The sequence below is a fragment of the Paenibacillus sp. Paensp38 genome (assembly GCF_059491915.1).
This window is the reverse complement of record NZ_CP168516.1, coordinates 2,642,416-2,655,352: the sequence shown is the minus strand read 5'-3', so window position 1 is coordinate 2,655,352 and position 12,937 is coordinate 2,642,416. Positions and strand designations below refer to the sequence as shown.

Annotated in this window: 14 protein-coding genes; 11 read left to right on the top strand and 3 right to left on the bottom strand. The window is 47.0% G+C overall.

Annotation, left to right across the window (positions count from 1 at the left end):
- Positions 1 to 90 precede the first annotated feature (90 nt).
- The 5 genes from ACEN8J_RS11350 (at position 91) to ACEN8J_RS11330 (ending at position 3,658) form a co-directional block, all read left to right on the top strand.
- Positions 91 to 558 carry a MarR family winged helix-turn-helix transcriptional regulator gene (locus ACEN8J_RS11350; RefSeq protein WP_029519152.1) on the top strand — a complete coding sequence of 156 codons (468 nt, stop codon included), beginning with the start codon at positions 91 to 93 and terminating at the stop codon, positions 556 to 558.
- A gap of 93 nt (positions 559 to 651) precedes the next feature.
- Positions 652 to 2,034 (top strand): MFS transporter, encoded by a 1,383-nt coding sequence (locus ACEN8J_RS11345; RefSeq protein ID WP_069010194.1) that lies wholly within the window; start codon positions 652 to 654, stop codon positions 2,032 to 2,034.
- 80 nt (positions 2,035 to 2,114) lie between these two features.
- Positions 2,115 to 2,684, top strand: coding sequence for a hypothetical protein (locus ACEN8J_RS11340; protein ID WP_029519154.1), 570 nt, complete (start codon positions 2,115 to 2,117; stop codon positions 2,682 to 2,684).
- Positions 2,685 to 2,752: 68 nt separating this feature from the next.
- Complete coding sequence (gene rpmG / locus ACEN8J_RS11335; protein WP_013310116.1) at positions 2,753 to 2,902, top strand: 50S ribosomal protein L33; 150 nt, start codon at positions 2,753 to 2,755, stop codon at positions 2,900 to 2,902.
- Between the two features lie 510 nt (positions 2,903 to 3,412).
- Positions 3,413 to 3,658 (top strand): type B 50S ribosomal protein L31, encoded by a 246-nt coding sequence (locus ACEN8J_RS11330; RefSeq protein ID WP_013310118.1) that lies wholly within the window; start codon positions 3,413 to 3,415, stop codon positions 3,656 to 3,658.
- 111 nt (positions 3,659 to 3,769) lie between these two features.
- Here the strand turns inward: ACEN8J_RS11330 and ACEN8J_RS11325 are convergent, their stop codons facing one another.
- The 3 genes from ACEN8J_RS11325 to ACEN8J_RS11315 are packed head-to-tail and all read right to left on the bottom strand — an operon-like array spanning position 3,770 to position 6,885.
- Positions 3,770 to 4,879, bottom strand: coding sequence for a CobW family GTP-binding protein (locus ACEN8J_RS11325; protein ID WP_049817075.1), 1,110 nt, complete (start codon positions 4,877 to 4,879; stop codon positions 3,770 to 3,772).
- A gap of 18 nt (positions 4,880 to 4,897) precedes the next feature.
- The gene (locus tag ACEN8J_RS11320; RefSeq protein ID WP_029519156.1) at positions 4,898 to 5,875 is read right to left on the bottom strand and encodes a TIGR03943 family putative permease subunit; all 978 of its coding nucleotides are present in this window, start codon (positions 5,873 to 5,875) and stop codon (positions 4,898 to 4,900) included.
- An 8-nt stretch (positions 5,876 to 5,883) separates the two neighbouring features.
- Complete coding sequence (locus ACEN8J_RS11315; RefSeq protein WP_029519157.1) at positions 5,884 to 6,885, bottom strand: permease; 1,002 nt, start codon at positions 6,883 to 6,885, stop codon at positions 5,884 to 5,886.
- Positions 6,886 to 7,120: 235 nt separating this feature from the next.
- Here ACEN8J_RS11315 and ACEN8J_RS11310 point away from each other — a divergent pair, with 235 nt between their 5' ends.
- The 6 genes from ACEN8J_RS11310 (at position 7,121) to ACEN8J_RS11285 (ending at position 12,903) form a co-directional block, all read left to right on the top strand.
- Positions 7,121 to 8,191, top strand: coding sequence for a CobW family GTP-binding protein (locus ACEN8J_RS11310; RefSeq protein ID WP_029519158.1), 1,071 nt, complete (start codon positions 7,121 to 7,123; stop codon positions 8,189 to 8,191).
- Positions 8,188 to 9,312, top strand: a complete 1,125-nt coding sequence (locus ACEN8J_RS11305) for a FecCD family ABC transporter permease (RefSeq protein ID WP_165147225.1) — start codon at positions 8,188 to 8,190, stop codon at positions 9,310 to 9,312. The genes ACEN8J_RS11310 and ACEN8J_RS11305 overlap by 4 nt, the downstream gene beginning before the upstream one ends.
- Positions 9,309 to 10,097, top strand: a complete 789-nt coding sequence (locus ACEN8J_RS11300) for an ABC transporter ATP-binding protein (RefSeq protein ID WP_029519160.1) — start codon at positions 9,309 to 9,311, stop codon at positions 10,095 to 10,097. Before ACEN8J_RS11305 ends, ACEN8J_RS11300 begins: the two co-directional genes overlap by 4 nt.
- Before the next feature lie 64 nt (positions 10,098 to 10,161).
- The gene (locus ACEN8J_RS11295; RefSeq protein WP_029519161.1) at positions 10,162 to 11,184 is read left to right on the top strand and encodes an ABC transporter substrate-binding protein; all 1,023 of its coding nucleotides are present in this window, start codon (positions 10,162 to 10,164) and stop codon (positions 11,182 to 11,184) included.
- 217 nt (positions 11,185 to 11,401) lie between these two features.
- Entirely contained in the window at positions 11,402 to 12,109 is a 708-nt protein-coding gene (locus ACEN8J_RS11290; RefSeq protein WP_039273487.1) for a metal ABC transporter ATP-binding protein, read from the top strand.
- Positions 12,055 to 12,903: a metal ABC transporter permease gene (locus ACEN8J_RS11285; protein WP_029519163.1), complete on the top strand. Its 849-nt coding sequence runs from the start codon at positions 12,055 to 12,057 to the stop codon at positions 12,901 to 12,903. The genes ACEN8J_RS11290 and ACEN8J_RS11285 overlap by 55 nt, the downstream gene beginning before the upstream one ends.
- Positions 12,904 to 12,937: the final 34 nt, after the last annotated feature.

Sequence of the window (12,937 nt, the reverse complement as noted above, 5' to 3'; positions counted from 1 at the left end):
ACGAAAGTATTGACACTAAGTAGACAGCTGATTAAAATTAGTTGGAATTCAAACCATTAAAATTAGATAGATATGGAGGTTCGTAGTGAGATGGGAAGCGAGGTGTATCCCGTTTGTCTTCCTTGGGAGGAAGAGAGCACGATGTATTTAATTAAATGGATTTTCACTACCGTCCGGCGCGAAATTGAAATAGCACTGCGCCCTTTGGGGCTCACCTCCCCACAATCGCAGACGCTCTATATACTGGCGATGTCGCCTGGAGTCACCAATACGGATTTGGAAAAGCTATTGCTTATTGATAAATCAAGCGTTACTAGCCTGGTTAACGGGATCGTTAAGAAAAACTGGGCAGTACGCAAAAGTCACCCGGAAGATGCACGCATGAAGCAAATCTATTTGACTGAGGAAGGCTTGAAGATTCACAAGGTAGCTGAACGTACTATTGAGGCAATTAAAAGCTCGGTAGGGGAAACGTTATCTGTCGGAGAATCGGAGACGCTGCGCGGCCTGCTTAAAAAAATTCTCCGCGACTACCACCCTGCGGACGCCCGTGCATGAGCGAATATATAGAGATTTTACCCGGATAGGGGTATTCAAAAGCAGTGAATTACGATCTTAGATAAGAGGTTTACAGGAGAGGGAGACAACCAAATGATAAATGAACAAACTTATCCGAATGCGGATAAGCTTATGCGTGTGCTAGCTTTCACACTTGTTTTTTCAGTGATGAACGCTTTTATGTTTAATGTCGTTATGCCTGTGATTCGAGAGGAGTTTCATATTAGTGCTTCCGATGTAAGTTGGTTGCTGACTGGCTATATGATCGTGTATGCGGTTGGCTCGGTGACCTACGGCAAATTGGCAGATAAATATCGTCTTAAGGATTTGCTGACGTTTGGGATTATCTTTTTTGCACTGGGTTCGCTTATTGGACTGTTGGCCAATCAATTTTGGATGCTCATTGTAGCTCGTTTGCTTCAGGCTGCAGGGGCTGCTGTTATTCCGGCCACTGCTATGATCGTCCCAGTCCGTTATTTCTCGGCTGAAAAAAGAGGACGTGCTTTGGGCGTCACAGCAATCGGCTTGGCGTTAGGTACTGCACTGGCTCCGATTATTTCCGGTTTGATCACAGGCTTTGCAAGCTGGCGTTTTTTGTTCGTCATTTCCATGCTGCCACTGATCGCATTGCCGTTCTTTCGTAAATATTTGGACGATCAGCGTGGAGAGGATCAGAAGTTCGATTTTCTTGGTGGATTATTGCTGGGTGGAACAGTAGCCTTCTTATTACTTTCGATTTCGCAAACCAATATGATGTTTTTTCTGGTCGGTATGGTGCTGTTTGCACTGTTTATATGGCGCATTAACACTGCACATGACCCATTCATCCAGCCGAAGCTGTTCCGTAACAAACAATATTCATACGGGCTCCTTATCGCTTTTTTAGGGACGGGGATTAGCTTTGGATTGCCGTACTTGGCACCGCAGTTTCTGAACAGTCTCAATCAGCTTACGCCCGCAATAATTGGACTGGTTATGTTTCCGGCTGCTATTGCTTCGGCTCTATTGGGTAAAAGAGGGGGGCGTTTGGCGGATAGCAAAGGAAATTCGTTTCTCGTCTATACAGCTGTATCGCTTTTGTTTATTTGTTTTATCAGCTTGTCTACGTTTGTGGGTGCGTCTCCGTATCTGATTTTGTTTTTGCTTATTTTCGGAAACGTAGGTCAGACCTTCATGCAAATTGCCATGTCCAACACGATTTCTCGTACCTTGTCGAAAGACCAGATTGGTGTTGGAATGGGGCTGCTATCTCTGCTGAATTTCATTGCCGGAGCGATTACGACAAGTATCTTGGGCAAAACGCTAGATAGTTCGTCGTCCTTTCATCTGAATCCTGTCGTATCTAATGTGCAGGTGTTCAACTTTAGCAATATTTTTACGGTGCTTGCACTGATTGCGCTTGTGACGATGGGACTTTATGCGTTGCAATTCCGAAGGGGTCCACGCGGTAATACGCCTGCTGTTGAACAAGGATAAACATTTGATGTAACCTCATGCCAAAACAAGGGTATAATATAGAAGGAAAAGTTCATCTATGGAAGGACGGAGTGTCCGGCATGACAAGAAACCTTCAATATGTACCCTATGGTTATGAGCCTCCGATCGAGACGCATAAAGGGACCATGGTCTACTATGATACGTTCGAGCAGATTACAGCCAGAGAGCTGGAGCTTTTTGCCGAAACGGGGGCTGCATTATCTTTTACAAAGCTGGTGCTGTATCCGCTGCATGAAGAAACCGTCAGAAGAATGTGGAAGCAGCCGGTACGTTCGTATTACAAGCGGGTGGACGAGCTGGGAGAGTGGCAGCGGGAGCAGGCTTTGAGTGCTGTTGTCATTGAGAGCTGGGAAGGTAAGCGTAAAAAGTATACGCCGATTGAAGCAGCTATTCGTTTTTTGGCGGAAAAGTATACGACCCCACTTTTTTTGTACATGAGTCCTGAAATGGCAAATTTGTGCGCTTCCTATGCATCGTTTGGAGAATGGATTAGAAATGTCAGATTGGTGCTTTCGAGCGAACCACTACAACTTCATCCGAAGCTTGCACAGTACCGTAATCGCTGGAACACGGTAGAAGAAGCGATAAACCGTGACTCTAAGGTTGACAAAGCGGAGCATGAATTATAGAATAAAACTAATCGTAAAAATTACTATTGTAATTGTATACCATGTATTCCAATTAAGGAGGAAGAGAAATGCGCGTAATTGTTACCTTGGCATGCACCGAATCCGGTGACCGCAACTATACAACAACTAAGAACAAAAGAAATCATCCGGACCGTCTTGAAATGAAAAAATACTCTCCGCGTCTGAAAAAGTACACGATCCATCGTGAAACTAGATAATTTGAGGCCTGCTGTATAGCAACCTGAATTATCCTGCTTCCTGAGCGAAGCCTGTTAAGTTTGCAAAAGCCTGCGTTATGGAACCGGCGAAAACTTGAATTAGTCCAGTGGACAGAGCGTCTAAAGTTAAAGCTTGCATCTAAGAGAACGGCTTTTTTTCACGGCTGTATGATAGATGCTGAGCTACATGGCACGCTTTGCCTTTTGAATCGAAAGCACGTGGCTACCGACTTCTCCTGTGCTGGTGTCAGCATTTGGGACGAGCCGGAGGACCATTCACTATATGCTTATATAACGATGAAGGCTGACGAAAGATCCGGAGCGTTCGTGCAATGGGCGATGCGATATATGCGGCATCGTTTGCTTGTCGTTTACGAGCTTGAGCGCCAACCGTTAAGGTCTGTCGTCTTTTTTTCTGGGACATAACCGTTCCTTTTGCCAACTGATGGAGTATTGCGCCAGTACGTTTGAGGTTGAAACTAAAACTACATGAAAGATTAGGTGAAACTAATGAAAAAAGATATTCATCCAACATTGAACAAAGTTATCTTTTTGGACCCTAGCTGTGGATTTACTTTCCTGAGTGCTTCCACTAAATATTCGCAAGAAACGATGGAATGGGAAGATGGTAACACATACCCAGTTATCCGTGTAGATACTAGCTCCGCTTCCCACCCGTTCTTCACTGGTAAACAAAGAAACGTGGATATCGGTGGCCGTGTGGATCGCTTTAACAAAAAATATAACCTTAAGTAAGAACAGTCGAGCGTTGTGTTCATGGATTATGCTTATAATCCGTGAACATCGCTTTTTAAAAAACCTCCTGCATCTGCAGGAGGTTTTTTTGTCTTAATTTAGACCTGTTATTTATAGCGAAATGAAGCACTGTTCCCATTGGTCGGTAATGGATGCTTTGTCGAGCTGCTCCCCAATGAGCGTGACATATCCCTGACTCACGGGAAGTGCAGTAGGCTGCCACTCCAAGTGATTTCCTGAAAATTGCAAAAGCATTGTCCCTTCCTGAGGAAGCACGCAATAACCTTTCGCTCGAAGCAGAGAGGAGCCTAGCCCTGTCAGAAAGCGCTCCAATCGTTGTTTTTCGAGTGGCTGAGGAGAATATTGATGCAGCGTTAAGCTCTCCAAATGGGAAAACGAGTGGGTCTGGTTGGGATCGTGGCTGTGGCTATGACTGTGTGCAGAAATAACTTTGAACGGCGTACTTATAGAGGTAATACTGGGTCGTCCGGAACTTTTGACGGGAATGGGGACAGACAGTGCATCTGCATCAGTGGGCTGGACCTGTGCAGGTGCTGGTTGAGGTGTCTGTACAGGTTTCGCGGCAACGGATGTGGAGGCCAGAACAGGCTCTAGCAGTGGTTCAAGGTCAACCCGGCTATATTCAGTAGTTTGCAGCTTGGCCGTATCGTTGAGCTTGCGGATGCTTTTGACGACCTTCGTCACTTCACGGCTGCTTGCTGCATCCGTCTTGTTCACCACAATGAAGTCTGCGGTGCGCAGTTGTCCGTGCAGGGTGCGAACCAGTTCTTTATCAGCCGTAAAACGGCTATTGTATTCATGGAACAGCTCAGCATCCACAACACTGATGCTGTGAACCAGATAAAGCTGATCTGCCAGTAGAGGGGAGCGAAGCTCCTCCAGTACTTGTTCGGGGTTGGCTACCCCGGTGGTCTCCATGAAGATCAGATCTGGCTCCTGGCTGAGCAGGGTATGCAAAGCCCCTGCCAGTTCATTTCTTTTGCTGCAACAAATGCAGCCTTCTAGCAATCCTTCTACTGTTACGTCAGGCATTTCCTCTGAAATTATAGCGCTGTCTACATTATATTCACCCATTTCGTTCATTAAAACAACAGCACGAAGGGGAATTTGGCGGGTATGGGCTAACAGGCGCAAAAGCAGTGTTGTTTTGCCGCTTCCAAGAAAACCACTGATTAAAATAACAGGAACTTTGTTCATCATTTTTCCTCCTTGGCGGGGTTAGTGTGTTGTGTTCAAGCGATCAAAGGTAGCTACCGAGTCTGCTTGGGTATAGACATAAGGGGATTCTGGCTGCTCGACAGCGGTTATTTTTTCGGATCGAATTTCAAGTACGGGAGCGTTTCCCTTTTGTGCGGTATGCAGTGTTCCTTCAATGGTCACCCAGGTATCCTTGTCAAAGGACGGGGCTTTCTGGGATTGGACGATGATCCCGAAGGGCATGGCATCGGCAGTACAGCACATGACGAGGAATCTTCCTACTGCAAAAAGCCCTTTACCCGGCAGATTGTCGTCTTTATACACAAAGCCAGTCACCTGTACTTTTTTTCCTTCAAAAGCTTGTTTATATAATTCAATGGCTCCAATAGTTTCGGAAAAAATCTCTGGCTTGATCTGTATGATAGGTTGCTGATACAGGCGTTTCGCCAGTTCGGCGAATTCCACATTGTACTTATCAGGCGGAACGAACAGCTTATCCAGCGTTTCCTGACTCCATTTCCCCTCTGGAGGGGGCGAAGTGGGGACAGAAGATGCAGTTGATAAAAGGGAGGAGGTGGATGCTTTCGTGGTCTGTGTATCTGTTTTCCGTCGGATGTCCGGGTTGGGATACGTGAAGGACATGCCTTTTTTGGCGGCCATATCACTACCAAGTGCCTGATTGGGCAGCAAAGAACCGAATAGGAGCGGAATGAGCAGCATTCCATATACGAGTGTTTTTTTGAACCAGCTTTGCGGCAACGGGTGCTCACAATCACATACATCCTCACCGTCCCGCCCCCCAACGATTCCGTGCCATGCCATCGCCAATGCGATGAACAAGAGGGGTACAGGACAGAGTAGGAGTAGCTTTTGCATATGGGGAGCTAGGTAGTAATGAAGTGCATTCGTGCGGCTCAATGAGATGATGTATACAGCCAATCCGATCATGAGCAAGGAGCGAATGCCATATTGCCAGCGGATGCTAAAGGTTGAATTCACGTTTGTATTCACCTCCCCAATAACCATTCAGCAGCTATAGAACCCACTAGAACAAGTGAAACAATGAGCAAGGCCAGGATGGCGACAAATTTGGTGCGGAAGGTGCTTAGTAGCATGAGCGTGCCTTTGAAATCTAGCATCGGACCAAGTACAAGAAAGGCCGCCAGTGGACCCAGTGTAAAGGTATGTGAAAAAGCAGTGGCTACAAAGGCATCAGAGGTGGAACACAGCGACAGTATGTAGGCAAAACCCATCATAAAGGCGTACGATCCGACCGTTCCTTCACTTAACGAAAGCATCTCATTACGTGGGATGAAGGTTTGGATGCAGGCTGTCAATAATGCGCCGATAATGAGATATTTACTCATGTCCAAAAACTCGTCCCCAGCATGTACAAAAAATCCCCGCCATGTGCGATTATGCCGATGAGTCTGATTGTTCTGCTTTTGCTGGTTAAAAGAGAGTAACGACCGTTTGAGCGGATGTACTCGCACAAAGGCATACACGATCAGTCCGATGATCGCGGAAACGGTAAAAGCCAAACCCGTTCGAACGGCAGTGACCTCGGGATGGGAAGGGAAAGCCATCATCGTCGCAGCCAGTACCACGGGATTGATAATGGGCCCGCTTAAAATAAAAGTGATACCCATATAGGCAGGCATTCCCTTGAGCATTAATTGGCGAACGACAGGGATCATGCCGCATTCACAGATGGGAAACAGTATACCTAGTAAGGAGGCCAGCAGGACACCCGGTACAGGATGTGCAGGCGCTATTTTGCGAATCCATGTCTCCGGTACAAGCCACTGCAAAAGGGATGAGACGAGCACACCGATAAGGAGAAACGGAACAGCTTCCAGAAAAATACCCATAAATACCGTTTTTAATGGCTGCAGCTGCCCCACATCTAACAAACGAAGCCACTGGGGAGATAGCGTGACAAGCACAGGGATGAGAAAGGCAAACGGAATCATAAAAGGCAGCATCTTCAACAGCGTACTGTTTTTCATTCCACGTCTCCTTGGGAATAAGGGTTCTTATCTACAGCCTATGCCTGTAAGGGGACAATCATGCCCGCCGGATTGTGTGTGAATCACCTCCCTATATTGACAAATCTGAGCATGCTCATATATATTTATACTCATTAATAGTAATTATTACGATTAAAATCCGATAAATGATTGCAAGAAGGAAATTTTTAAGGTACGATCCATATTAAATGTTGCAAAGACAAGGAGGGGTTATATGATACCGATTGTTGTTTTATCCGGTTTTTTGGGTAGCGGTAAAACCACTCTTCTTCAGCATGCGCTGGCTTACTACAAGGAAAAGGGTCTCAAGCCAGCCATTTTGATGAATGAGTTGGGTGATGTTAATCTGGACGGTAGTTTGGTGAATGGACAAGCACCCATGAAGGAAATGCTCAGTGGCTGTATATGCTGTACCATTCGCGGGGACTTGGGCGTCGAGCTCATGAATCTTGCTGAGGAATATAAGCCGGACGTGATTATTGTAGAATGTACCGGAGTGGCTAACCCGATGGAGATTGTAGATGCAGTGACAGACGCCTCAATTTATTCTACTATGATATTACAATCCGTTATCACGGTCATAGACGCGCGTCAATTTTTGGATTTTGCCTCGGGGAACGAGAGAAGCAAATCGCTTCGTTTGATGCAGGATCAGCTTCGATGCGCTTCCAAACTGATTATTAACAAGACCGATTTATTGGCTGCGGGCGAGTTACAGAAAGTACAGGCCCTCGTAAAAGAGTTAAATCCATATGTTTTGACTGTGAGCACGCAACGAAGTGACGTGGACGCTGGAATTTTTTTCTCCACTCAAGGAGAGGAGCGTATGGATGTTTCGCGACATAAGGAATCCGCAGTTGATATTGAGAGTGAACATCCTCATTTGGAAAATCATCTGCACACGTATGACCATGATGACCATACAGATCATCAGTCTCATGACCATGACCACGAACACGAACATGGGGAGCATTATCATTCCTACGACCATGTAGTTGTTCACACGCATTTTTTTGGACAACCTGTGCCACGCTACGAGTTTGAACAGTTGTTCCGCAGTTTGCCAGCTGAAATTTATCGGGCCAAAGGAATTGTGCGGTTTCTGGAATCAGAGGGTCAGATGATGTTTCAATTTGCCTATCGGGAGCTGGAAATCATTCCGATCCGCCCGCAAAAGCCAGTGAACGATGTAGCGGTTGTCATGGGTGAGAATTTCTCTGCTTCCGAGATCGAGGAACAATTGAGAAAGCTGGAAGCGGCCGAAAAGCCATTGAGTAATTCATGACTTCGAGAACGAGTCACCTTAATCCATCAAGACCTAATCCATCACAACATCATTCTCGTGCACACCTAGCGGGCAAGCCTACTTGGGGATTTACAACAATTCTGCTGCTGACTGCTGGGCTGTTGCTTTCGGTCACACTCGCGGTCATGCTGGGCCCTGTAGCTGTCGCACCGGGGACGATATGGCGAATTGCACTGTCCCATCTTCCCTGGCTGGACCAGTGGATACCCGTGACATGGACCAAGCCTGAGCAATATATCGTTTGGGAAATCCGCTTTCCACGCGTGTTGTTAGGTGTCATCGTAGGAGCAGGACTAGCTGTTACAGGGGCGACTATACAGGCATTAATTCGTAATTCGTTAGCGGATCCCTATATTTTAGGTGTCTCGTCTGGGGCTTCGGTGACAGCCACATTGGTAATTGTGTTCGGAGCTTTCGGGTTTTTAGGACGACTTGCGCTGCCTTTATCTGCTTTTATAGGATCGTTAGCTGCAATGCTTATGGTGTTCGCGTTAGCCCGTGTAGCTGGGAGCATATCGACGACCCGCTTATTGCTGGCAGGGGTGGCGGTGTCTATGATGCTGTCGGCTGTGACTAGCTTTATCGTGACGACGGCCCCGAATGAAAAAGGCATTCGTGACGCGATGTATTGGATGATGGGAAGTCTGGCAGGTGCTCAATGGGACACGCTTTTCATTCCAAGCCTTATTGTAGTCGTTGGAACGGCTGTGCTTCTGACCCGATACCGGTCGCTGAATGCTTTGCTAACGGGTGAAGAGACCGCAGTAACGCTTGGTGTGAACGTACAGGCGTTCCGCGTATTACTGGTTGTGGTGGCGTCTCTTTTAACCGGGGCAGTCGTATCCGTTAGTGGCTCGATTGGCTTTGTCGGACTAATGATTCCGCACATCGTTAGGCTGGTAGTGGGATCAGATCATCGGCGTGTACTGCCCGTCAGCCTGTTGGCGGGAGCTATTTTTGTCGTGTGGGCTGATGTATGTGCCCGGCTTGTGCTGGCTCCACAGGAGCTACCGATTGGTATTGTGACGGCTGTGTGCGGAGGACCTTTTTTTGTGTGGCTGCTGCGTCGTAGTTCCTACTCGTTTGGAGGCGAAAAATGAATATAGAAGTCGAATGCGTGACCTTCAGTATTCACGACAAACGGCTGATCGACGGCATCTGTCTCCAGGTAAAAGCAGGGGAGCTAGTCGGATTGATCGGTCCGAATGGCAGCGGGAAATCAACGTTGCTCAAAAATATGTATCGTGTGCTAAAGCCTGATAGTGGTGTGGTTACGTTGGATGGCCAGGATATGCTGCGGATGAAGTATAAAGAGACGGCCCGACAAATGGCAGTGGTGAGTCAGGATGCGCCGCAAACGTTTGATTTCTCAGTACGGGACATCGTCCTGATGGGTCGCCATCCGCATAAGAAACTGTTGGAAGCAGATACTGTCGTCGATCATGAACTGGTCGAGCAGGCGCTGGAGCGGGTAGGCATGAATGCTCAGGCAGATCAGGGCTTTGCCACCTTGTCTGGCGGCGAAAAGCAACGGGTATTGATCGCCAGAGCTTTGGCCGGGCAGGCGAAATTTCTTGTTTTGGATGAGCCGACGAATCATCTGGACATCCGGTATCAGCTGCAAATTCTGGATTTGGTCAAAACACTTCGGATAACTACGCTAGCTGCACTGCATGATTTGAATTTAGCGGCATTTTATTGTGATCGAATGTATGTATTAAAAGAAGGCAAAGTGGTAGCCTCCGGCATAACAGAGGATGTGCTTCAGCCAGACCTGCTGTGGAGTGTATTCGGGGTCGAGACAGAAATCTGCATTCATCCAAAAACCGGAAAGCCGAATATTACCTTCTTACCGGATTCTCTCAGGAGAGGAGGCCATCCATGATGTTAACAGAAAAGGCGATACGATGAGGTAAGATTAACTACAAATAAAAGAGGAGACGGTACATATGAAAAGATATAGCAGGCCCGCGTTACCGCTGGTTATGCTCGCTTTGGCAATGATGCTGTTGTTATCAGCCTGTGCAGCAGGAAACACGGCCCAAACAAGCGATCCATCCGCAAACGGGCAGCAACCTGCCGCATCCCAATCAGCAACCAAGGAGACGTCGGTAGAGCTTGAGAACATGGGCGTTAAAATGGCATTTCCCGAGGCGCCTAAACGCGCGGTTACACTGAACCAGCACGCGACTGAGGTTATGCTGGCTCTTGGACTGGAATCCTCTATGGTAGGAACTGCGTATTTGGATGATCAGATTTTGCCAAAATATAAGGCTCAATATGACAAAATCCCGGTACTGGCCGAACAATATCCGTCCAAAGAGGTGTTTATGGCCGCTGCACCGGATTTTGCCTATGCGGGCTGGAAGAGTGCCTTTAATGATAAAAATCTGGGTTCCCGTGAGGAGCTAGCCAAACAAGGGGTGCTGACCTATATACAGGAGTCCTCAAATAAGTCGGGCCCCACATTAGAAGATGTATATCAGGATATACTAAATATTGGGCGTATTTTTAGGGTTGAGGAGCGTGCAGAAAAGCTGGTAAATGAAATGCGTGAACAAGTGCAGTCCATTCTGACTCAAATTGGTGTTGTTGAACAGGCACCCAAGGTGTTTGTTTATGACAGCGGAGAAGACAAGCCCTTTACGGCTGCCAACAATTATCTAACGTCTTTGATTGAAAGTGTGAAGGCGAAAAATATTTTTGATGATATCGACAAAAGTTTTACTGAGGTAAGCTGGGAAGAGGTTGTGAACCGTAATCCTGACGTCATTGTCATTCTCGACTATGGAGATACTTCACTGGCGGATAAAGAGAAGCTACTCCTGAGCAAGCCTGCATTAGCTGGTGTGGAAGCGATCAAAAATAAACGCTTTATAGTCCTGCCATTGTCCGCGGCGGCTGAAGGCGTGCGTGCACCAATTGCACTGAAAACCTTGGCTGCAGGCTTGTACCCGGACAAAGTGAAGTAAACAAACAAAAGAGTTGCCAAAACATTGACGAACCTTGCCTAAACTGTTAAACTTGCTAATGCGTAAAGGTTACGTTTATCAAACGCTTATTTTTTTATCACCAAATCGTAATAATTACGGTAGATGGTTTAATGATCATAAACGACCTGGAGAATCTGCGCAAAGGATGATTGCTCAGATGGCTCCAGGCTTTTTAAAGGAAAAGGAGATTTGCGTCATGTTATTGGCCTCATTGGAACAGGTCACATTTGGCTACGGAGATGTTCCTAACTTGGTGGATGCCAATGTTGAAATTTTTTCGGGAGAATTTGTAGCCATTACCGGACCGAATGGTGCTTCCAAGTCAACCATGCTCAAACTGTTGCTCGGCTTGCTTCAGCCTTGGAAGGGCAAGGTGTTCATGTCTAATCGTACAGGTGAAGGCAAAAAGCTCGTTGTTGGATTTGTATCCCAACAAATTGCCGCCTTCAATGGCGGATTTCCAAGTACGATTTTGGAATTTGTCCGTTCAGGAAGATATACTCATGGCTCTTGGTTACGCCGTATGCGGTCTGAGGATCATGATCTGACGGAGCAGGCGCTGCGTCAGGTAGGCATGTGGGATTTGCGTCACCGTAAAATCGGCGAATTGTCCGGTGGACAGAAGCAGCGTATTTGTGTGGCAAGAGCGCTCGCTCAGGAATCGGATTTGCTCATTTTGGATGAGCCTACGACCGGAATGGATCAGGAAAGCCGCTACCACTTCTACGATCTGATGAATCAACAGGTTAAGGAATATGGAAGAACCGTGGTCATGGTGACCCATGGACTATCGGAAGTGCAACATTATCTGGATCGAATTATTGAGCTTGAGAGGAAGGAAGATGGCGGATGGAAATGTTGCACTACGACTTCATGCAGCGGGCATTTTGTGCCGGTGGGGTAATTGCACTGCTGGCCTCGGTGCTTGGAGTATACTTGATGCTACGGCGTCAGGCTCTCATGGCGGACATGCTATCGCATGTATCGCTGGCAGGGGTGGCAGCAGGTGCCTATTTAGGCATTAACCCGACGATAACCGGATTTATTGTTGCCGTAATCGGCGCGATTATCGTTGAGTACGTCCGCAGGTCTTATAAAACATATAGTGAGATATCTGTGGCTATTATTATGGTAGGTGGCCTCTCGACGGCCGTTATTTTAATGAATCTGAATCAGAGCATCAACAAAGGATTTTCCGCTTATTTATTTGGTTCGGTAGTAGCTGTCAATCAGACAGAGCTGATGTTGATGATCGTTGTGGCTGTGATCGGAGGTATTTTCTTTTTCGTGTTTCGGCGCCCTTTGTATCAGATTACTTTTGATGAAGAAACGGCGAAGACCAACGGTCTTCCTGTCAAGTCCATCTCATTTGCATTTAGTATTTTAACAGGGATGATTGTAGCTGCTGCAATGCCGATTGTCGGTGTGCTGCTTGTCTCCTCACTCATCGTGCTCCCTGCAGCGCTGGCGATTCGAATTGCACCGAGCTTCGCGGCAGCCATCTGGATATCTATGGTCACTGCATTGATCGGCGTATTTATGGGTTTAACGGCATCGTATGAACTTAGTACACCCCCAGGGGGGACAATTGCCATGGTGCTGTTATTATTCCTGATTGTAGGAGCTGGTATACAAAAGCTGGTCCGCAAGCTGGGCAAGCAACAGGCTTCGCGACGGCAGAATGCGGCAGGTCAGTGAGTGTAATTACAGTGAGAATAACTAAAAAATCTAA

Excerpts from the sequence above, each read along its gene's own strand:
- ACEN8J_RS11350 (WP_029519152.1), top strand. The coding sequence starts at position 91 with ATGGGAAGCGAGGTGTATCCCGTTTGTCTTCCTTGGGAGGAAGAGAGC.
- ACEN8J_RS11345 (WP_069010194.1), top strand. The coding sequence starts at position 652 with ATGATAAATGAACAAACTTATCCGAATGCGGATAAGCTTATGCGTGTG.
- ACEN8J_RS11340 (WP_029519154.1), top strand. The coding sequence starts at position 2,115 with ATGACAAGAAACCTTCAATATGTACCCTATGGTTATGAGCCTCCGATC.
- rpmG (WP_013310116.1), top strand. The coding sequence starts at position 2,753 with ATGCGCGTAATTGTTACCTTGGCATGCACCGAATCCGGTGACCGCAAC.
- ACEN8J_RS11330 (WP_013310118.1), top strand. The coding sequence starts at position 3,413 with ATGAAAAAAGATATTCATCCAACATTGAACAAAGTTATCTTTTTGGAC.
- ACEN8J_RS11325 (WP_049817075.1), bottom strand. The coding sequence starts at position 4,879 with ATGATGAACAAAGTTCCTGTTATTTTAATCAGTGGTTTTCTTGGAAGC.
- ACEN8J_RS11315 (WP_029519157.1), bottom strand. The coding sequence starts at position 6,885 with ATGAAAAACAGTACGCTGTTGAAGATGCTGCCTTTTATGATTCCGTTT.
- ACEN8J_RS11310 (WP_029519158.1), top strand. The coding sequence starts at position 7,121 with ATGATACCGATTGTTGTTTTATCCGGTTTTTTGGGTAGCGGTAAAACC.
- ACEN8J_RS11305 (WP_165147225.1), top strand. The coding sequence starts at position 8,188 with ATGACTTCGAGAACGAGTCACCTTAATCCATCAAGACCTAATCCATCA.
- ACEN8J_RS11300 (WP_029519160.1), top strand. The coding sequence starts at position 9,309 with ATGAATATAGAAGTCGAATGCGTGACCTTCAGTATTCACGACAAACGG.
- ACEN8J_RS11295 (WP_029519161.1), top strand. The coding sequence starts at position 10,162 with ATGAAAAGATATAGCAGGCCCGCGTTACCGCTGGTTATGCTCGCTTTG.
- ACEN8J_RS11290 (WP_039273487.1), top strand. The coding sequence starts at position 11,402 with ATGTTATTGGCCTCATTGGAACAGGTCACATTTGGCTACGGAGATGTT.
- ACEN8J_RS11285 (WP_029519163.1), top strand. The coding sequence starts at position 12,055 with ATGGAAATGTTGCACTACGACTTCATGCAGCGGGCATTTTGTGCCGGT.